Here is a 17,671-nt window from a genome sequence, read left to right on the forward strand (position 1 = left end):
ATTTCGGTTGCGACGAACGCGGCGATGGGTCTTCCGGTTGCGCGAGCGGTCGCGGCTGAAGCCGCTCCTACAGTGCACCCGGCTGGCGATGCGCAAGCTGGTGTAGGAGCGGCTTCAGCCGCGACGAGCGAAGCGGTGGACGTTCCGAACTGGCATGCAGTCGGGACTTGAAGTCTCCCCCACAAGAGGCCTCGCACCTCGATTGCGCCGCGGAAACCCTTGTGGGAGCGACTTCAGTCGCGACGAGGGACGCGGTGGGAGTTCCGGCCTCGGACGCTGTCGCGGCTGAAGCCGCTCCTACAGTGAAGCTCAGCGGCGCTACTACGACGGCTGTCGTTGGAACGGCCTCACGCCGGTGTCTTGTCTTTGAACCGGCACAGGTCGCGGATCACGCAACGCGGGCACTCCGGCTTGCGCGCCTTGCACACGTAGCGGCCGTGCAGGATCAGCCAGTGGTGCGCATCGTGCATGAACTGCGCCGGCACCCGCTTGAGCAGGCCGTCCTCGACCGCGCGCACGTCCTTGCCCGGGGCCAGGCCGGTGCGGTTGGCGACGCGGAAGATGTGCGTGTCCACGGCGATGGTCGGCTCGCCGAAGGCGGTGTTGAGCACCACGTTGGCGGTCTTGCGGCCGACCCCGGGCAAGGCCTCCAGCGCCGCGCGGTCGCGTGGCACGTCGCCGGCGTACTGCTCGACCAGGATGCGGCAGGTGGCGATCACGTTCTTGGCCTTCGCGTTGAACAGGCCGATGGAGGAGATGTAGCGCTTCAGGCCATCCTCGCCCAGCGCCAGGATCGCCGCCGGCGTGTTCGCCACCGGATAGAGACGACGCGTGGCCTTGTTGACTCCGACATCGGTGGCCTGCGCCGACAGGATCACCGCGATCAGCAGCTCGAACGGCGTGCTGTAGTCCAGCTCGGTGGTCGGCGTGGGATTGAGCTCGGACAGGCGCGAGAACAGTTCGTGGATCTCGGCCTTGCTCAAGGTGGGTCCACGCCGCGGCGCGGCGACCGCTGCGCTCATTGCGGACCCCGCGCGGCGGCCCTGGCCTTGGCCCGCGCCAGGATCGCGGCCGCGGCCGGCGGCAGCGACGGCGCCGCGGCGGCGACGGTCGCCGGCGGCGCGCGCCGGGCTTCGCGCGCGGCGGCGCGACGCGCCAGGCGTGCACTGCGTGCGCGGTAGCGTTCGCGCGCGGCCCAGGCCTCGCGCAGGCGCTGTTGCGCCGCCAGCAGCTGCGCGTGCAGCTGCGGATACGCCGGATCGAGCAGGTCGTCGTCGGCGGTGCCGACGTAGTCCATCAGGCCGGCATCGATCGCCGCGTCGAGATCGTCGTCGAGCACCCAGCGCAACAGGTGCAGCGGCGATGCGGGGGAGGGCAGGTCGGGCATCGGGCGCGCGACTCAGCGATTGCGGAACAGCGGCGGGCGCCGCTCCAGGAATGCGCGCGTGCCTTCGCGCATGTCCTCGCTGGAGAACAGCAGGCCGAACTGCGCGGTCTCGTACTCGAGGCCTTGCTCGATCGCCGATTCGGCGCCGACCTGGATCGCGTCGAGGATGCCGCGCAACGCCAGCGGCGCAGCCGCGGCCAGTTGCCGTGCCAGCTGCAGCGTGGCCTCGCGCAACTCGGCCGCAGGGACCACGCGGTTGACCAGGCCCAACTGCAGCGCGCGCGCCGCATCGATCGGCGTGCCGAGCAGGCACAGTTCCAGCGCCGCGGCGCGGCCGGCCAGGCGCACCAGGCGCTGGGTGCCGCCGAAGCCGGGAATCAGCCCGAGGTTGATCTCCGGCTGGCCGAGCCGGGCGCTGTCGGCGGCCACGCGCAGGTGGCAGGCCATGGCCAGTTCCAGCCCGCCGCCGAGCGCGAACCCGTTGACCATCGCCAGCACCGGCTTGGACAGGCGCTCGATCCGGCGCATCAGGCGCTGGCCCAGCTGCGAGAAGTCGCGACCCTGAACCGGTGTGAGTTCGTTCATTTCGGCGATGTCGGCGCCGGCCACGAAGGCCTTCTCGCCGGCGCCGGTCAACACCACGACGCGGATGCCGGGGTCGGCCTCGGCCTCGGCGAAGGCCGCATCCAGCGCCTGTAATGTTTGGCGATTCAACGCGTTGAGCTTGTCAGCGCGGTTCACGGTGACGATGCGGATCGCATCCTGGGTCGTGGTGACGACCGGCGTGCCGGACATGGCCATTCCTGAGATGTAAAAAAAGAGTGAAGGGAACTCCGGCGGCGCTGGTTTGTCAGAGTTGCGTCGTCGGTAGCGGTTATGCGCCGCGGCGGCTATCCTAACGCGTCATCTCAGGCGGCACAGGCCGTCCTGTGCCACCACCCTGGAGAATTGTTTGATGAAGTTGCGTTCTATTGCGGTCGCCGTGGCGGCCCTAGCCCTGAGCGGCAATGCGTTCGCCCAGGACACCTCGTCCGAGAAGGGCAAGCTGAGCTATTACTTCGGTTACGACTACGGCAACAACCTTGCCGAACTGTCCGGCCGCGGCGAGCAGCTCGATATCAATGCGGTGGTGAAGGGCTTGCAGGATGCCTACGCCAAGAAGCAGCCGGCGGTCGCCGCCGACCAGCTGAAGCCGGCCGTCGAAGCGTTCCAGAAGCGCGAGCAGGCCCGTGCCCAGCAGGCCAAGGCCGACTACGAGAAGGCCGCTGCCGAGAACAAGACCAAGAGCGACCAGTTCATCGCGCAGAACAAGGCCAAGGCCGGCGTGCAGACGCTGCCCAGCGGCGTGCAGTACCGCGTGATCGAAGCCGGCAAGGGCGCCAAGCCGACCCAGGCCAGCACCGTGCAGCTGGAAGTGGCCGGTCCGTACCCGTTCGGCCAGCGCCCGGCGCAGGCGCGTCCGGCGCAGCAGATCCCGTCGATCAAGGTCAGCGAAGTCGAGATGCAGGCCATGCGCGACACGCTGCTGCAGATGCCGGCCGGTTCCAAGTGGGAAGTGACCCTGCCGCCGGACAAGGCCTATGGCGCCGACCCGCGCACGCCGTTCCCGCCGAACGTGGCGGTGCAGTTCGAGATCAAGCTGATCAGCGTCAAGTAAGCGCGCTGTCCAGTGCATGACGATTGCGCCGGCGGCAACGCCGGCGCAATTTTTTTTGCGGCGGGGAAAGTGCCGCTGCCCGCGAATCGCGCTAGTCTGAGCAGGTGTCGAATCCGATGGATCCCGTCCCCCATGCGTTGCTCACGCCCTGCATCGGTCTGTGCACGCTCGACGCGCAGGGCTACTGCGCGGGCTGCCTGCGCAGCGGCGACGAGATCGCGCGCTGGCGCGGCATGAGCGACGCCGAGCGCCAGCGCTACATGCAGGAGGTGCTGCCGGCACGCGGCTGGTCGCCGACGCCGGGCCAGCGCCTGGCCGAGCGCACGCGGCTGCTGCGCGCGCTGCATCCGCTGCAGCTGCCGCCCGACGGCCCCGGCTGGAACCACCACGAACTGCACGACCTGCTGCCCGACGGCGCACTGGCCGAAGCGGCGGTGCTGGTCGGGCTGCTGCCGCGTGCCGACGGCACCCACGTGCTGCTGACCCGGCGTACCGACAGCCTGCGCCACCATGGCGGCCAGGTCAGTTTTCCCGGCGGCCGCATCGAAGCCGACGACGCCGATGCGGTGGCCGCGGCGATCCGCGAGAGCGAGGAAGAAATCGCGCTGTCCGCGGCGCAGGTGGAACCGCTGGGCTACCTCGATCCGTTCGTGACCATCAGCGGTTTCCGGGTGATGCCGGTGGTGGCCGCGATCGATCCGGCGTTCGTGCCGCAGCCGCATCCCGACGAAGTGGCGGACGTGTTCGACGTGCCGCTGGCCTACCTGATGGCGCCCGACAATCTTCGCAGCATCGAGACCGACTACCGCGGACGGCCGCGGGTGGTGCTGGAATACGGCTGGCCGGGGCAGCGGATCTGGGGCGCGACCGCGGCGATCCTGCTCAACCTGCGCCGACGACTGGAGCAAACCGCATGAGCGAACCCTTCCCCGAGTGGAAGCACCTGGTCGATGCGCCGGCGCTGGCCGCCGCGCTCGGTCATCCCGACCTGCGCCTCGTGGATGCGCGTTTCGCCGCTGCCGCGCTCGCCGATCCGCAGGCCGCGCAGCTCGCGCGCCAGGCCTACACGCAGTCGCATCTGCCCGGTGCGGTGTACGCCGATCTCAACACGGATCTGTCCGACCTCGGCCGCCGCGGCCTGGGCCGGCATCCCTTGCCCGACGCCGAGGCGTTCGCGCAGACGCTGGGGCGCTGGGGCATCGCGCCGCACACCCAGGTGGTGGTCTACGACGCCGGCGACGGCAGCATGGCCGCGGCGCGGTTGTGGTGGATGCTGGGCCTGCTCGGGCATCGCCGCGTCGCCGTGCTCGACGGCGGCCTGGCCGAATGGCGCCGGCTCGGCCTGCCGGAAACCGATGCCGCCGCAACGCATGCGCCGCAGCCGCCGTATCCGCAACGCTTCGACGCCGGCCGTATCGCCGATGCCGAGGAAATCGCCGCGCGCCTGCACGAGGCGCCGGGCTGGCTGCTGGATGCGCGCGCCGGCGAGCGCTTCCGCGGCGAGGTCGAACCGATCGATCCGGTCGCCGGGCACGTGCCCGGCGCGATCAACCGCCCGCTGGGCCAGAACCTGCGCGATGGGCGCCTGCGTCCGCCGCAGGAGCTGCGCGCCGAGCTGGAGCCGCTGCTGCAGGGGCGCGATCCGCGCGAGGTGGTGCTGATGTGCGGGTCGGGCGTGACCGCCTGCCATCTGCTGCTGGCGCTGGAGCATGCCGGCCTGCACGGTGCGCGCGTGTATGCCGGATCGTGGAGCGGCTGGATCGCCGATCCGGCGCTGCCGCGCGCCAGCGGCTAGCCGCCACCGCGGGGGCGCCGTGGCGCGTCGGCGTGGCGTGGAGGAGACATGGGTGGCAACTACAGGGGCTGAGGCGATGCGCTGGCGTGGGATGTGGATGCTGACAGCGGCGCTGAGCCTGGCCGCCTGCGGCGAGCGGCCGCGCGCCGCAGGCGCCGATGCCTCGCCGCGCTCGCAGTCCGGCGCGCACTACCGGATGGCGGTGGAACAGCGCCGCGCGCAACGCGTGGCGCGGCTGCGCGCGCCGGGCGGCTGGCTCAGCTATACCGGTTCCGGCCGGCTGCGCAGCGGCGTGCACCAGGTGGGCAGCGCCGCAGGCAACGACGTGCAGCTGCCGGCCGGCCCCGCGCACCTGGGCAGCCTGCGCATCGATGCCGATGCCGGCGTGTCGTTCGAAGCTGCCGAAGGCGCCGCGCCGACGGTGCGCGGGCAACCGTTCCGCGCCGGCCGCCTCGGCACCGATGCGGCGCACGGCAGCGAGACGCGGCTGGCGCTGGGCGAGCAGGAGTTCTACGTGGTGCGCACCGGCAACCTGTTCGGTTGGCGCTTCCGCGATCCGCATGCGGCCGCGCGCGGCAGCTTCCGCGGCATCGACTATTTCCCGATCGATCCGCGCTGGCGCGTGGTCGCCGACTGGCATCCGGCCCCGCTGCCGCGCGCGATCGTACTGCTCACCTCGATCGGCACGCCGCAGCCGCTGGCGCTGGCGGGCAGCGCCGCGTTCACCCTGGACGGCCGCCGCTACCGCTTGCAGGCGCTGCGCGACGACGACGGCAAGCGGCTGTTCTTCCCGTTCACCGACCGCACCAGCGGCCGCGAGAGCTATGGCGGCGCGCGCTATCTGTTCGTGGAGCCGCCGCAGGGCGAGCGCATCGTGCTGGACTTCAACCTGGCGCAGAACCCGCCGTGCGCGTTCACCGTCCACGTGGTGTGCCCGTTGGCGCCGGTCGGCAATCGCCTGGAACTGGCGGTGACCGCAGGCGAGAAGAACTACGTCGGTCCGCGCTGAGCCTGCGGCGCTGGCGCAGTGGGGCGCGGCGTGGCTGCTGCCTTTGTAGGAGCGGCTTCAGCCGCGACACGCGCCATCAGGGTGCCTGTCGCGGCTGAAGCCGCTCCTACAGGGGGCGGTGTCAGCGGTCTGAAAGCTCATTTGCCGAGGGCGCATACGGCGCCAGCGCGACCGCCTCCAGCACCTGCGCCCACGGAAACAGCGGGCCGGGATCGAGCTTGCGCTGCACCTGCAGCGCCGGATCGTCGCTGGCGGTTTCGCGGCTGCGGTCCAGCGCGTCGTGGCCGGCGATGTGGCGCAGCTGCGGCAACTGCGCCTGCAACTGGTGCAGCAGCGCGATCAGCGCCTGGATCTGCGCCGGCGGATACGCTTCGTCCAGCGCCTGGTGGCGCGAATCCAGCCAATGCGGATAGCGGCCGCGGTTGACCAGTTCGATGCCCAGCGAGCGCGGGTTGTAGCCGCGCACGTGGTGCGCCACCCGCTGCAGCGGCACGTAGCGGTACACGCTGCCGTCGCGGTCGATGTAGAAGTGGCCGCTGTTGCCGGTGCCGGACGGATACAGCACGCGTTCGCCGTAGGCGCGCGCGCTGGCCAGGTCGGGCAGTTCGGTGCAATGGATCACCGCCAGATCGATCGCATCCAGGGTGCGCGCCTGCAGCCGTTCGACGTAGGGCAGGGGCGCATCGTGGATCGGCAACGGCGGGGTCTGCGACATGCACGGATGCTAGCATTCGCCGATGACTCTGAATCCCGATAGCCCGCTGGCGACGCTGCTCGCCACGTTGCCGCGCGCCGGACGCGTGGACTGGATAGGCCTGCGCCCGGCGCGCGACGTGCCGATGCTCGAAGTGGCGCAGGCGGTGGCGCGCGCCGATGGCGGCCTGTTCGGCGACCGCTACGCCGGCCGCAACGGCATGCGCGGGCTGACCCTGATCCAGGCCGAGCACCTGCCGGCGATCGCCGCGTTGGCCGGCCATGCGCAGGTGGCGCCGGCGACGCTGCGGCGCAACCTGGTCGTCTCCGGCATCCCGCTGATCGCGCTGAAAGGGCGCCGTTTCCGCATCGGCGAGGTCGAGCTGGAAGGCATCGCGCCATGCGATCCGTGCTCGCGCATGGAGGACGCGCTGGGCCCGGGCGGCTACAACGCGATGCGCGGCCATGGCGGCCTGTGCGCGCGGATCGTGCACGGCGGCACGCTGCGGCTCGGCGATGCGGTGGTGGCGCTGTGAGCCGCGGCCACTGCATCCTCGCGCACGGCTTCGAGAGCGGCCCGGACGCGATCAAGGTCGCGGCATTGGCCGAGGTCGCGCAGCGCCTGGGCTGGAGCCACGAGCGCCCGGACTTCACCGACCTGGATGCGCGCCGCGAGGTCAGCCAGCTCGGCGACGTGCCGGCGCGGCTGCAGCGTCTGCTCGGGTTGGCGCAGGCGGCCGCGCAGCGCGGGCCGGTGGTGCTGGCCGGCTCCAGCCTGGGCGCCTACATCGCCGCGCAGGTGTCGCTGCAGGTGCCGGTGCGCGGCCTGTTCCTGATGGTGCCGCCGACGCGGATGGGCTGGATGCCGGCGCTGGATGCGGCGCCGGTGCCGATCTCGATCGTGCATGCCTGGCACGACGAACTGATCCCCGCGGCCGAGGTGATCGCCTGGGCGCAGGCGCGCGCGGCGCGGTTGCTGCTGGTCGACGACCTGCACCGCCTGGGCGACCACGTCGAGACCTCGGCGCGCGCGTTCGCCGAATTGCTGGAAACGCTGTGAGCGGCGTGTCGCGCGCAGCAGGCCGCATCAACCGGAGCCCCCGATGGAACTGAACATCCGCGCCGAGACCCAGGCCGACCACGCCGCGATCGAGGCGCTGACCCTGGTCGCGTTCTTCCGCGTCGCGCACAGCCGCCACGACGAGCAGCAGATCATCGAACGGCTGCGCGCGGACGGCGCGCTGACCCTGTCGCTGGTGGTCGAGCACGACGGCTACATCGTCGGCCATGTGGCGGTGTCGCCGGTGCGGCTCTCCGATGGCAGCCGCGGCTGGTACGCGCTGGGGCCGCTGTCGGTGGGGCCGGGCCACCAGCGCCAGGGGCTGGGCACGCGGCTGGTGCGCGAGGCGCTGGCGCAGCTGCAGGCGCTGGATGCGGCCGGCTGCGTGGTGCTCGGCGAGCCTGCGTTCTACGCGCGTTTCGGCTTCGCGCCGGAACCGGGACTGGTGTTGCCCGGGGTGCCGGCCGGGTACTTCCAGGCGATCGGTTTCGGCGACCGCCTGCCGCCGGTGGCGGAAGCCGAATACCACGACGCGTTCCTGGCCGGCGGCTGAGCGCCGCCGCCGCGCCTTTGCCGGGCCGCGGACACGCGGGTTACCATCGCGCTTCAGATCCGCGAGCCGAGGATTCCGCCGATGCGCCATTGATGCCGCCGTCTTCGACGGCCTTGTCCGTTCCTGCCGACTGCGGCGGGCGTGACCGGCATCTGTGGAGTTCCCATGACGCATCCCTTGCTCGCGCTGGACAGCGCGTCGTATGTCCTGCCCGACGGCAGGACCCTGTTTTCCGATCTCGATTTCGCACTCGATGCGCGCCGCACCGGCCTGGTCGGCCGCAACGGCGTCGGCAAGAGCGTGTTCGCGCGCCTGCTCGCCGGCCAGCTGGCGCCGAGCGCCGGGCACTGCCAGCGCCACGGCCGCATCCATTACCTGCCGCAGCAGATCGTGCGCGCCGCCGACGCCACGGTGGCCTCGCTGGCCGGGGTGCGCCCGGCGCTGGACGCACTGGCGCGGATCGAGGCCGGCAGCGCCGATCCGGCCGACTTCGACGCGCTCGGCGAGCGCTGGGATATCGCCCAGCGCCTGCGCGCCGAACTGGAACTGTGCGGACTCGGCCATGTGACGCCGCAGCGGCCGGCGGCCGAACTCAGCGGCGGCGAGGCGATGCGCGTGGCGCTGCTCGGCGCCTGGCTGTCCGACGCCGATGTGCTGATCCTGGACGAACCGAGCAACCATCTCGACCGTGAGCAGCGCCGGCAACTGCAGCAGCAACTGCGGCGTTGGCCGCACGGGCTGCTGGTGGTCAGCCACGATCACGCGCTGCTGCAGGACATGCAGCGCATCGTGGAACTGTCGTCGCTGGGCCTGCGCGACTATGGCGGCGGTTACGCGTTCTACGCTCAGTGCAAGGCGCAGGAGCGACAGCAGGCGCTGGCCGAGCTGGAACGCTGCAAACACGAGCGCCGGCGCCAGGGCGATGCGCTGCGCGAGCAGCAGGCGCGCCAGCAGCGGCGCAGCGCGCATGGCCGCCGCCAGGCGCAGGACGCCAACCAGGCGCCGATCCTGCTCGGCCGGCAGAAGCAGCGCAGCGAACACAGCGCCGGCAGGCACCGGCAGCAAGCGGCCGCCGCGCACGCACGGCTGTCCGCGCAGGTGCGCGAGGCCGCGCACGCGGTCGAGGCCGCGGCGCCGGTCGCCTTGTTCGCGCCGATGCCGGCTGCGGCGGCCGGGCGCCGGGTCGCCGAACTGCGTGGCCTGCGGCTGCCGCACGCGCCGCCGGCGCGCGCCGCGCTGGAGCTGTGCATCGGCGGCCGCCAGCGGATCGGCGTGGTCGGGCCGAACGGCAGCGGCAAATCGACCCTGCTGCGGGTGCTGGACGGCCAACTGGCGCCGCTGGCCGGACGCTGCGAGGTGCATGTGCCCAGTGCCTACCTGGACCAGGGGTTGCAGCTGCTCGATCCGGCACAGCCGCCGCTGGCGCAGCTGCAGGCGGCCAATGCGGTGGCCGACGTGGCCGACCTGCGCACGCGGCTGGCCCTGCTCGGCCTGGACGCGCAGCGCATCGGCGTGCCCAGCGGCCGGCTCAGCGGCGGCGAGCGCCTGAAGGCGACGCTGGCCTGCGCGTTCTACCGCGATCCGCCGGCGCAGTTGTTGCTGCTCGACGAGCCGGACAACCACCTGGACCTGGACGCGCGCGAGGCGCTGCGGCAGGTGCTGTTGCAGTACCCGGGCGCGCTGCTGGTGGTGTCGCACGATGCCGCGTTCCTCGACGGCCTGCGCCTGGACGCGCGCCTGCAGGCCGATCCGGACGGCTGGCGGCTGGCGCCGTGGTGAGCGCGCGCCGCGCGCCGTGGGTGCCAAGCGCCGGGCGTGCACCGCGCCCCGGGCTGGTAATGGCGGGCGCGATGGCCGACCATTCGCGTCTTCCCGTCCGTTGCCGCCGCCCGCCCGCCGTGGGCCGCGCTGCCGCGATACGCGCGGGGCGGGCCTGGCGCCCGCCCGCGCATCCCTCCTTCTTCGTGTGGTCCGCATTCCCGTGAAATTCTTCGTCTCCTGCGCCAAGGGCCTGGAATACCTGCTCGTCGACGAGCTGCTCGCGCTCGGCGTTGCCAAAGCCACCGCCACCGTGTCCGGGGTCAATAGCGAAGGCACGCTGCGCGATGCACAGCGCGCGGTGCTGTGGTCGCGCCTGGCCAGCCGCGTGCTGTGGCCGCTGGACGAGTTCGACTGCCCCGACGAGACCGCGCTGTATGCCGGCGTGGCGGCGTTGCCGTGGCGCGAGCACCTGACCTCGCAGCACACCCTGGCGGTGGACGCGCACGTGTCCGGCACCGCGATCACGCATGCGCGCTATGCCGCGCAGCGGGTCAAGGACGCGGTGGTGGACACGCTGCGCGGCGAAGGCCTGGAGCGGCCGTCGGTGGACGTGGAGGATCCGGACCTGCGCCTGAACCTGTCGCTGCGCAAGGGCCGCGCGACGCTGTCGGTGGACCTGGGCGGCGGCTCGCTGCACCGGCGTGGCTGGCGCCAGGTGCAGAACGCCGCGCCGCTGAAGGAGAACCTGGCCGCGGCGGTGTTGCTGCGCGGGCAATGGCCGCAGCTGTACGCGCAGGGCGGCGGTCTGCTGGATCCGATGTGCGGCAGCGGCACGCTGCTGATCGAAGGTGCGCTGATGGCCGCCGACGTGGCCCCGGGGCTGCTGCGCGGCGATCTGGCCGCCGCACGCCGCGGCGACGCCGGCCCGCTGCAATTCAGTGCCGCGCCCAGCCGCTGGCTGGGCTTCGACCAGGAGGCCTGGCGCGCCCTGCTGGCCGAGGCGCGGCAGCGCGAGGCGGCCGGCCGCGCCGCGCTGCGGCCGGTGATCCATGGCAGCGACATCGATCCGCATGCGATCCGCGCCGCGCGCGAGAACGCGCAGGCGGCCGGGGTTGCCGCGGCGATCGTGTTCGAGGTGCGCGATGTCGCCGACCTGCGCACGCCGGCGCAGGCGCTGGGCACGGTGGTGTGCAATCCGCCGTACGACGAGCGTCTGGCCGCCGACACCGCGCTGTACCGGCGCCTGGGCGAGGCGCTCAAGCGCGCGGTGCCGCAGTGGCGCGCCAGCCTGCTGTGCGGCAATGCCGACCTGGCCTATGCCACCGGCCTGCGCGCGGCGAAGAAATACCAGATGTTCAATGGCGCGCTGGAATGTCCGTTGATCGTCTGCGACCCGATCGCGGTCGCGCAGCGCGAGCCGGCCGAGGCGCCGCGCGCGCTCAGCGACGGCGCGCAGATGGTCGCCAACCGGTTGCGCAAGAACCTGCGCAAGTTCAAGAACTGGCGCGCGCGCGAACAGGTCAGCTGCTTCCGCGCCTACGACGCCGACCTGCCCGAATACGCGGCGGCGATCGACGTGTACCAGGAAGACGGCGGCCAGGCCCGCACCTACCTGCACGTGCAGGAATACGCCGCGCCGGAGGAGATTCCCGATGCCGACGTGCGCCGCCGCCGCAACGAGTTGCTGGCCGCTGCGCGCGAGGTGTTCGAAGTGCCGGCCGAGCGGGTGGCGCTGAAGTCGCGCGAGCGCGGCAAGGGCGGCAGCAAATACGGGCGCTTCGAGCAGCGCGGCGAGTTCCTGGTAGTGCGCGAACACGACGCGTTGCTGCGGGTGAACCTGTTCGATTATCTGGACACCGGCCTGTTCCTGGACCACCGCCCGCTGCGCGGGGCGATGGCGCAGCAGGCGCGCGGCAAGCGCTTCCTCAACCTGTTCTGCTACACCGGCGTGGCCAGCGTGCAGGCGGCGGTGGCCGGCGCCGATTCCACCACCAGCGTGGACCTGTCCGGCACCTACCTGCAGTGGTGTGCGGACAATCTGGGCTTCAACGGCAAGGGCGGTGCCCAGCACCGGCTGGTGCAGGCCGACGCGCTGACCTGGCTGGAGGCGGAGAAGAACCGCTACGACGTGATCTTCTGCGATCCGCCGACCTTCTCCAATTCCGCGCGCGCCGAGGATTTCGATCTGCAGCGCGAGCACGTGCGGCTGCTGCGCGCCGCGGTGGCGCGGCTGATGCCGGAGGGCGTGCTGTACTTCTCCAACAATTTCCGCCGCTTCAAGCTGGACGAGGACGCGCTGGCCGACTTCGCGTCGTGCGAGGAGATCACCGCGCAGACCATCGCGCCGGATTTCGAGCGCAATCCGCGCATCCATCGCGCCTGGCGGTTGCAGCGGCGCTGAGGGGGCGACGCGCGCCGCGGCGCTCGTTGTAGGAGCGGCTTCAGCCGCGACAGGCTCTACGGATAGGCTCTGTCGCGGCTGAAGCCGCTCCTACATTGGTGCGGACAGCGTGCGGACGGCTCAACCATCGCGATGCCGCGTCGAGGCCTGCGCGCTGGCGCGGTGCGGCACGTCGTCGCCCGGTTCGCGTTCGCTCCAGTAGTCCTGGATCTGCAGGATCTGCGGCAGGATCTCGGTGAACAGGCCAACCAGGCGCGGCTCGAACTGGGTGCCGGCCTGCTGCTGGAACAGGTTCATCACCTTCGCCAGCGGCCATGCGTCCTTGTACGGGCGCTGCGTGGTCAGCGCATCGAACACGTCGGCCAGGGCCACGATCCGCGCCGACTCGGGAATGCGTTCGCCGGCCAGGCCGGCCGGGTAGCCGCTGCCGTCCCAATGCTCGTGGTGGTACAGCGCGACTTCGGCGGCGAGCCGGAACAGCGGCGCGCTGCTGCGGCTGAGAATGTCGTAGCCGATCTGCGGATGCCGCTTCATCACCGCCCATTCGTCCGCATCCAGCGGCCCCGGCTTCTTCAGGATCGCGTCGGGGATGCCGATCTTGCCGGTGTCGTGCATCGGCGCCGCCTGCTCGAGCAGGTTGGCGTCCTCGCGCGACCAGCCGGCGGCGATCGCCAGTGCGCGCGCATAGGCGGCCATGCGCCAGATGTGGGTGCCGGTGTCCGAGTCGCTGTAGTGGCCGGCCATGCCCAGCATCTGGATCGCGTCGCGGTGGCTGCTGGCCAGGCTGGCGGCGGTGACCAGCGACAGGTGGGTGCGCACCCGCGCGCGCAGGATGCTCGGCGAATACGGCTTGGTGATGTAGTCCACGCCGCCGGCCTCGAAGCCGATGCTCTCGTCGGCGTCCTTGTCCTTGCCGGTGACGAAGATGATCGGGATCGCCGCGGTGCGCGGGTCCTGTTTCAGGGTGCGGGCGATGGTGTAGCCGTCCAGGTCGGGCAGGTCGACATCGAGCAGGATCAGCGCCGGGCGATGCTTGACCACCGCGCGCAGCGCCTCGGCGCCGTTCTTGGCGAAGGCCAGGGCGTAGTCCTCGCGCAGGATCTGGCGGATCAGCGCCAGGTTGCTGGCTTCGTCGTCTACGCACAGGATGGGAGGCTGGACCATCGTGGTTCCTTGTCGGGTTCACCCGCGGCGGCCTCCAGGGCCGGCGCGGCGAATGCTATGGGGATGCATCGGCCTGCCAGCGCCTGACTTGAGCTTCGGCCTCGCGGAAGGAAAAACTCTCCACCAGTTGCCGCAGTTCCGTCGCCAGCGCCGGGGGCAGCGAGGGCGCCAGGTCGTGCAGCACCCGCTCCACGCGGTCGGGGTCGTCGCTGTCCAGGGCCTGCAGCAGGTGCTGCAGCCGTTGCTGCAGCGGGACCGCGGCCGCGGCGCCGGCGTCCGCGGCGGGGGCGGCCGGCGGCACCGCCGCGGGCAACGCCTCGGCCTCGGCCACGAAGCGCCGGATCGCCGTGGCGGTGGCGCTCATGGCCGTGCCCAAGGCCGCGATCGCGGCCTCGGCCTGGCCCGGCGCATCGCCGAGCCGTTCCTCCAGCGCGGCGCTGGCCGCGACCAGCGCCGGCAGCGCCAGCGAGCCGGCCGAACCGCGCAGCTTGTGCACGTAGGAGATCGCCGCCGCCGGCGCCTGCGCATCCAGCAGGGTCTGCAGCGTCGCCGCCGGGTCGGGGTTGTCCTGCAGCAGTTTCAGCAGGTAGCGCTGATAGGGCACGCGCTCGTTCCACAGGCGCTGCGCCTGCGCGGCGTCGAGCAACTGCGGATCGGCGTCGGGCCAGACCTCTCCGGCGAAGGCCGGCAGCGGCTCCAGCGGCAGCGGTAGGCGCAGCGGCAGGAACTGGCGGATGATCGCGATCAGTTCCTCGACCTGGAACGGTTTGGCGATGAAGCCGTTCATGCCGCTGGACAGCGCCAGCTCCTGTTGCTGGCGGTAGGCGCCGGCGGTCAGTGCGATCACCGGCAGGCCGGCCAGGCGCGGGTCCTCGCGCAGCAGGCGGGTGGCCTCGTAGCCGTCCAGGGTCGGCATCTGCACGTCCATCAGCACCAGGTGGAAGCGGCTGGGATCGCGCTGCAGCCGCTGCAGTGCCTGCTCGCCGTCGTGGGCCAGTTCCACCAGCGCGCCTTCGCCTTCGAGGATGCGCTGCGCGACCTCGCAATTGATCTCGCTGTCGTCCACCACCAGCAGCCGAGCGCCGGCCAGGCGCGGGGTGCCGTCGCCGCTGAGCAAGGGCGAGGGGCCGTCGCCGCGGCGTCGCGCCAGCAGCGTGGCGATGGTGCGGTACAGCGCCGAGGCGGTGACCGGCTTGGTCATCACCGCGTCCACGTCGCTGGGCGCGTAGTGCTGCTCTTCCAGCAGCCGCCGTTCGTAGGCGGTGACCATGACGATGATCGGTTGCCGGTCCGGCGCCGATTGCGCGCGGATGCGCTGCGCCACGCGCAGCCCGTCCAGGTCGGGCATGCGCCAGTCGAGCAGGATCACGTCGAAGCCCTCGCGTTCCGGGCCGGCCGCGGCGATCGCGTCGGTGCCGTTGGCCACCGCTTCCACCTGCCAGCCGAAGCCGCTGGCGATGCTGCTGAGGTTGCTGCGCACCAGGTCGTGGTCGTCGGCGATCAGCACCCGCCGCGCTTCGGGATGTTCGACCTCGGCGGCCGGCGCCGGCAACACCGGGAAGCTGATCGCGAAATAGAAATCGCTGCCGCGGCCCGGCGTGCTCTGCACCTCGAGCTGGCCGCCCATCAGTTCCACCAGGCGCCGGCTGATGGTCAGGCCCAGGCCGCTGCCGCCGTAGCGGCGGCTGGTGGAGGTGTCGGCCTGCAGGAACGGCGAGAAGATCAGGCTCTGCTTGTCGCGCGCGATGCCGATGCCGGTGTCGCGGACCGAGAAGAACAGCTTGATCTTGCCCGGTTCGCCGCTGGGGAAGCTGCGCACCGACAGCGCCACTTCGCCCTGTTCGGTGAACTTGATGGCATTGCCCACCAGGTTGATCAGCACCTGGTTCAGGCGCAGCGCATCGCCGCGCAGCCAGCGGCAGCCGGCCGGCAACGGTTCGACGATCATCTCCACCGGCTTGGCGCTGATCGCCGAGGTCATCAGCGCGGCGATGTTCTCCAGCAACTGGTTCAGGTCGAACGGTTCCGATTCCAGGTCGATGCGCCCGGATTCGATCTTGGAGAAGTCGAGGATGTCGTTGATGATCTCCAGCAACGCGCGCGCCGACGCGTCGCTCTTCTGGATCATGTCCTTGGCCGCCTGCGGCAGTTCGCTGTGCTGCAGCAGGTACAGCATGCCCAGGATCGCATTCATCGGCGTGCGGATCTCGTGGCTCATATTGGCCAGGAAATCGCTCTTGGACTGGTTGGCGGTTTCCGCCGCGTCGATCGCCAGGCGCAGCTCGCGCTCGTGGCGCTTCTGCTCGGTCAGATCCACCGCGATGCCGAGGTAGCCGATCACCTGGTCGTTGTCGTCGCGCAGCGTGCTCAGCGTCAGCAGCACCGGGAACGGGCGGCCGTCCTTGCTGATGTAGGTCCATTCGCGGGTGTCGCTGCGCCCCAGCGTGGACAGCGCTGCCACCGATTCGAACGCCGGCGCCACCGCCATGCCCGATTGCGCGGCCATGCTTTCGGCGCGGCTGGCCAGTTGCTCAGGATCCAGGAACAGGCCGGTGGCCTTGCGCCCGATCATCTCGTGCGCGGGATAGCCGAGCATGGTTTCGGCGGCGGGATTGAACAGGGTGATGGTGCCGTCCGGGTCGGTGGCCACGATCGCGTAGCCGGCGTTGGCCAGGATCGCGCGCTGCAGCGCCGAATAGGTGACCAGTTCGCTGGTGCGCTGCGCCACCTGCTGTTCCAGGGTGGCATTGAGTTCCAGCACCCGCGCTTCGGCGCGCACCCGTTCGGACACGTCGTGCAGCAGGTGCGAGTGGCCGACCATGTCGCCGTCGTTGTCCAGGATCGGCGAGGCGCTGGCCAGCACGCTGACGCGATGGCCGTCGCGATGGCGCAGTTCCCGCACCTGCGTGCCGTTGCCGGCCGCGTCGCGGATCTGGTTGCCGAGCAGCTCCTGCAACGGCTGGCCGATGGCCTGCGCCGCGGGGTAACCGAAGATGCGCTCGGCGGCCGGATTCCAGTGGGTGATGCGGCCATCCGGGTCCTCGGCCACGATCGCTTCGCTGGAGCCGCCGACCAGCGCGGCCAGCTGGCTCTGCTCGCGCAGGATCAGGTCGCGGCGGTGGCGGCCGGTCAGGTACAGGTACAGCAGTGCGGCGAGCAGCACGGAGATGCCGCCGGCCAGGCCGCCGGCCAGCAGCGGCGAGGTCTGGTTGAGCGAGCGCACGAAGCCCGGCGTCGCCTGCGCGTTGAGCAGCCAGCGGCGGCCGTAGATCGGCATGCTGCGTTCGGCGCGCAGCCCGGTGGCCGCCGCCTGGGCATTGCCGTCGCCGCGATAGAACGGCTGGGTGCTGTTTTCGCTGTCGGCCAGGGTCAGCAGCAGCTCGTGGGCGTGGTTGGGCGAGGCCACCAGCACTTCGGCGATGTTCAGCGGCGCATAGGCCCAGCCGGTGGTGGCCTGCCAGCGTTGCTCCGGGGTCTGCAGCGGCAGGTCTTCGCGGTAGATCGGCAGCAACAGCAGGAAACCGCTGTTGCCGACTCCCGGCGTCTGCACCAGGCGGATCGGTGCGGTGATGGTCGGGTTGCCGGAGCGCGCGGCGGCGATCGCCGCCGCGCGCCGCGCCGGCTCGGAGGCGATGTCGAATCCCAGCGCAGGATTGTTGAGCCGCCGCGGTTGGATATACAGGATCACGAAGCGTTCGCCGTCGTGCGGCGTCAGCTGGTGGATCTGCAGCGACGGCGCGCCGTCGCTGTGTGCCTGTTGCAGGAACGCGGCCTCGTCGGCCGGCGCCACCCGGCGGATATAGCCGAAGCCGCGCACGCCGGGGAATTCGCGCTTGTACTCGCGCGAAGCGCTGTAGCGGTCGAAGCGCTCGCGCGAGATATGGACGCCGCCGGCGGCGATGACCGCGCCGCGCGCGCCGCGCAGGCCGTGTTCGTAGACATTCAGGCGTTGCTGCAGCTCGCCGGTGACGTGCGTGGTCAGTTGCTGGAAGCGGTCGCTGGCCTGCTGGCGATTGCGCTCGTGCAGGCCGCGGGCGAGCAGCGCCGCGGCCAGCAACCCCAGCAGCAGCACCGCCAACGCGGCGCCGAGCGCCGACCGTGCAGGGCCGGCAGCGGGTGTCCAGCGGTTCTTCGACATGCGCCCCTTTCCTTTGGCGAACGCTGGCGATGCACCGGCATCGGCGTCCCTCC

At 71.4% G+C, this 17,671-nt stretch carries 15 protein-coding genes; 9 read left to right on the plus strand and 6 right to left on the minus strand.

Annotated elements, in window-relative coordinates; translation table 11 throughout:
- Positions 1-347 precede the first annotated feature (347 nt).
- Genes nth through JR064_RS20520 form a run of 3 tightly spaced genes read right to left on the minus strand, consistent with a single transcriptional unit; the run spans position 348 to position 2,182 of the window.
- Complete coding sequence (gene nth, locus JR064_RS20510; RefSeq protein ID WP_206230960.1) at positions 348-1,022, minus strand: endonuclease III; 675 nt, start codon at positions 1,020-1,022, stop codon at positions 348-350.
- Positions 1,019-1,387, minus strand: a complete 369-nt coding sequence (locus tag JR064_RS20515; protein ID WP_206230961.1) for a hypothetical protein — start codon at positions 1,385-1,387, stop codon at positions 1,019-1,021. Before JR064_RS20515 ends, nth begins: the two co-directional genes overlap by 4 nt.
- Before the next feature lie 12 nt (positions 1,388-1,399).
- A complete protein-coding gene (locus JR064_RS20520; RefSeq protein WP_191825575.1) occupies positions 1,400-2,182 on the minus strand; it encodes an enoyl-CoA hydratase-related protein in 783 nt (260 codons plus the stop codon).
- 160 nt (positions 2,183-2,342) lie between these two features.
- Between JR064_RS20520 and JR064_RS20525 the strand changes: the two genes are divergently transcribed.
- The 4 genes from JR064_RS20525 (at position 2,343) to JR064_RS20540 (ending at position 5,848) form a co-directional block, all read left to right on the plus strand.
- Entirely contained in the window at positions 2,343-3,044 is a 702-nt protein-coding gene (locus tag JR064_RS20525) for an FKBP-type peptidyl-prolyl cis-trans isomerase N-terminal domain-containing protein (protein WP_145707454.1), read from the plus strand.
- 116 nt (positions 3,045-3,160) lie between these two features.
- Positions 3,161-3,961, plus strand: coding sequence for an NUDIX hydrolase (locus JR064_RS20530; RefSeq protein WP_179565764.1), 801 nt, complete (start codon positions 3,161-3,163; stop codon positions 3,959-3,961).
- Positions 3,958-4,839 (plus strand): sulfurtransferase, encoded by an 882-nt coding sequence (locus JR064_RS20535; protein ID WP_206230962.1) that lies wholly within the window; start codon positions 3,958-3,960, stop codon positions 4,837-4,839. The genes JR064_RS20530 and JR064_RS20535 overlap by 4 nt, the downstream gene beginning before the upstream one ends.
- A 76-nt stretch (positions 4,840-4,915) precedes the next feature.
- The gene (locus tag JR064_RS20540; RefSeq protein WP_206230963.1) at positions 4,916-5,848 is read left to right on the plus strand and encodes a DUF1684 domain-containing protein; all 933 of its coding nucleotides are present in this window, start codon (positions 4,916-4,918) and stop codon (positions 5,846-5,848) included.
- 121 nt (positions 5,849-5,969) lie between these two features.
- Here JR064_RS20540 and JR064_RS20545 read toward each other — a convergent pair whose 3' ends face one another.
- On the minus strand, positions 5,970-6,563 hold the full coding sequence (locus tag JR064_RS20545; RefSeq protein ID WP_206230964.1) for an N-acetylmuramoyl-L-alanine amidase: 594 nt from the start codon (positions 6,561-6,563) through the stop codon (positions 5,970-5,972).
- 22 nt (positions 6,564-6,585) lie between these two features.
- Between JR064_RS20545 and JR064_RS20550 the strand changes: the two genes are divergently transcribed.
- The 5 genes from JR064_RS20550 (at position 6,586) to rlmKL (ending at position 12,316) form a co-directional block, all read left to right on the plus strand.
- Positions 6,586-7,077 (plus strand): MOSC domain-containing protein, encoded by a 492-nt coding sequence (locus JR064_RS20550; protein WP_206230965.1) that lies wholly within the window; start codon positions 6,586-6,588, stop codon positions 7,075-7,077.
- The gene (locus JR064_RS20555; protein WP_206230966.1) at positions 7,074-7,601 is read left to right on the plus strand and encodes an alpha/beta fold hydrolase; all 528 of its coding nucleotides are present in this window, start codon (positions 7,074-7,076) and stop codon (positions 7,599-7,601) included. Before JR064_RS20550 ends, JR064_RS20555 begins: the two co-directional genes overlap by 4 nt.
- A 43-nt stretch (positions 7,602-7,644) precedes the next feature.
- Positions 7,645-8,154, plus strand: a complete 510-nt coding sequence (locus JR064_RS20560) for a GNAT family N-acetyltransferase (RefSeq protein ID WP_206230967.1) — start codon at positions 7,645-7,647, stop codon at positions 8,152-8,154.
- Positions 8,155-8,319: 165 nt separating this feature from the next.
- Positions 8,320-9,933, plus strand: a complete 1,614-nt coding sequence (locus JR064_RS20565; protein WP_206230968.1) for an ATP-binding cassette domain-containing protein — start codon at positions 8,320-8,322, stop codon at positions 9,931-9,933.
- Positions 9,934-10,135: 202 nt separating this feature from the next.
- Positions 10,136-12,316, plus strand: a complete 2,181-nt coding sequence (gene rlmKL / locus JR064_RS20570; RefSeq protein WP_191825567.1) for a bifunctional 23S rRNA (guanine(2069)-N(7))-methyltransferase RlmK/23S rRNA (guanine(2445)-N(2))-methyltransferase RlmL — start codon at positions 10,136-10,138, stop codon at positions 12,314-12,316.
- A 120-nt stretch (positions 12,317-12,436) separates the two neighbouring features.
- Here rlmKL and JR064_RS20575 read toward each other — a convergent pair whose 3' ends face one another.
- Together JR064_RS20575 and JR064_RS20580 are read right to left on the minus strand one after the other, a co-directional pair.
- Positions 12,437-13,480: an HD domain-containing phosphohydrolase gene (locus tag JR064_RS20575; protein WP_206230969.1), complete on the minus strand. Its 1,044-nt coding sequence runs from the start codon at positions 13,478-13,480 to the stop codon at positions 12,437-12,439.
- A gap of 55 nt (positions 13,481-13,535) precedes the next feature.
- On the minus strand, positions 13,536-17,618 hold the full coding sequence (locus JR064_RS20580) for a CHASE domain-containing protein (RefSeq protein ID WP_206230970.1): 4,083 nt from the start codon (positions 17,616-17,618) through the stop codon (positions 13,536-13,538).
- Between the last annotated feature and the right edge of the window lie 53 nt (positions 17,619-17,671).

The sequence above is a fragment of the Xanthomonas bonasiae genome, from assembly GCF_017163705.1.
Classification (GTDB): Bacteria; Pseudomonadota; Gammaproteobacteria; order Xanthomonadales; family Xanthomonadaceae; genus Xanthomonas_A; species Xanthomonas_A bonasiae.

Coding starts and splice junctions, on each gene's coding strand:
- nth (WP_206230960.1), bottom strand. CDS start 1,022: ATGAGCGCAGCGGTCGCCGCGCCGCGGCGTGGACCCACCTTGAGCAAG.
- JR064_RS20515 (WP_206230961.1), bottom strand. CDS start 1,387: ATGCCCGACCTGCCCTCCCCCGCATCGCCGCTGCACCTGTTGCGCTGG.
- JR064_RS20520 (WP_191825575.1), bottom strand. CDS start 2,182: ATGTCCGGCACGCCGGTCGTCACCACGACCCAGGATGCGATCCGCATC.
- JR064_RS20525 (WP_145707454.1), top strand. CDS start 2,343: ATGAAGTTGCGTTCTATTGCGGTCGCCGTGGCGGCCCTAGCCCTGAGC.
- JR064_RS20530 (WP_179565764.1), top strand. CDS start 3,161: ATGGATCCCGTCCCCCATGCGTTGCTCACGCCCTGCATCGGTCTGTGC.
- JR064_RS20535 (WP_206230962.1), top strand. CDS start 3,958: ATGAGCGAACCCTTCCCCGAGTGGAAGCACCTGGTCGATGCGCCGGCG.
- JR064_RS20540 (WP_206230963.1), top strand. CDS start 4,916: ATGCGCTGGCGTGGGATGTGGATGCTGACAGCGGCGCTGAGCCTGGCC.
- JR064_RS20545 (WP_206230964.1), bottom strand. CDS start 6,563: ATGTCGCAGACCCCGCCGTTGCCGATCCACGATGCGCCCCTGCCCTAC.
- JR064_RS20550 (WP_206230965.1), top strand. CDS start 6,586: ATGACTCTGAATCCCGATAGCCCGCTGGCGACGCTGCTCGCCACGTTG.
- JR064_RS20560 (WP_206230967.1), top strand. CDS start 7,645: ATGGAACTGAACATCCGCGCCGAGACCCAGGCCGACCACGCCGCGATC.
- JR064_RS20565 (WP_206230968.1), top strand. CDS start 8,320: ATGACGCATCCCTTGCTCGCGCTGGACAGCGCGTCGTATGTCCTGCCC.
- JR064_RS20575 (WP_206230969.1), bottom strand. CDS start 13,480: ATGGTCCAGCCTCCCATCCTGTGCGTAGACGACGAAGCCAGCAACCTG.
- JR064_RS20580 (WP_206230970.1), bottom strand. CDS start 17,618: ATGTCGAAGAACCGCTGGACACCCGCTGCCGGCCCTGCACGGTCGGCG.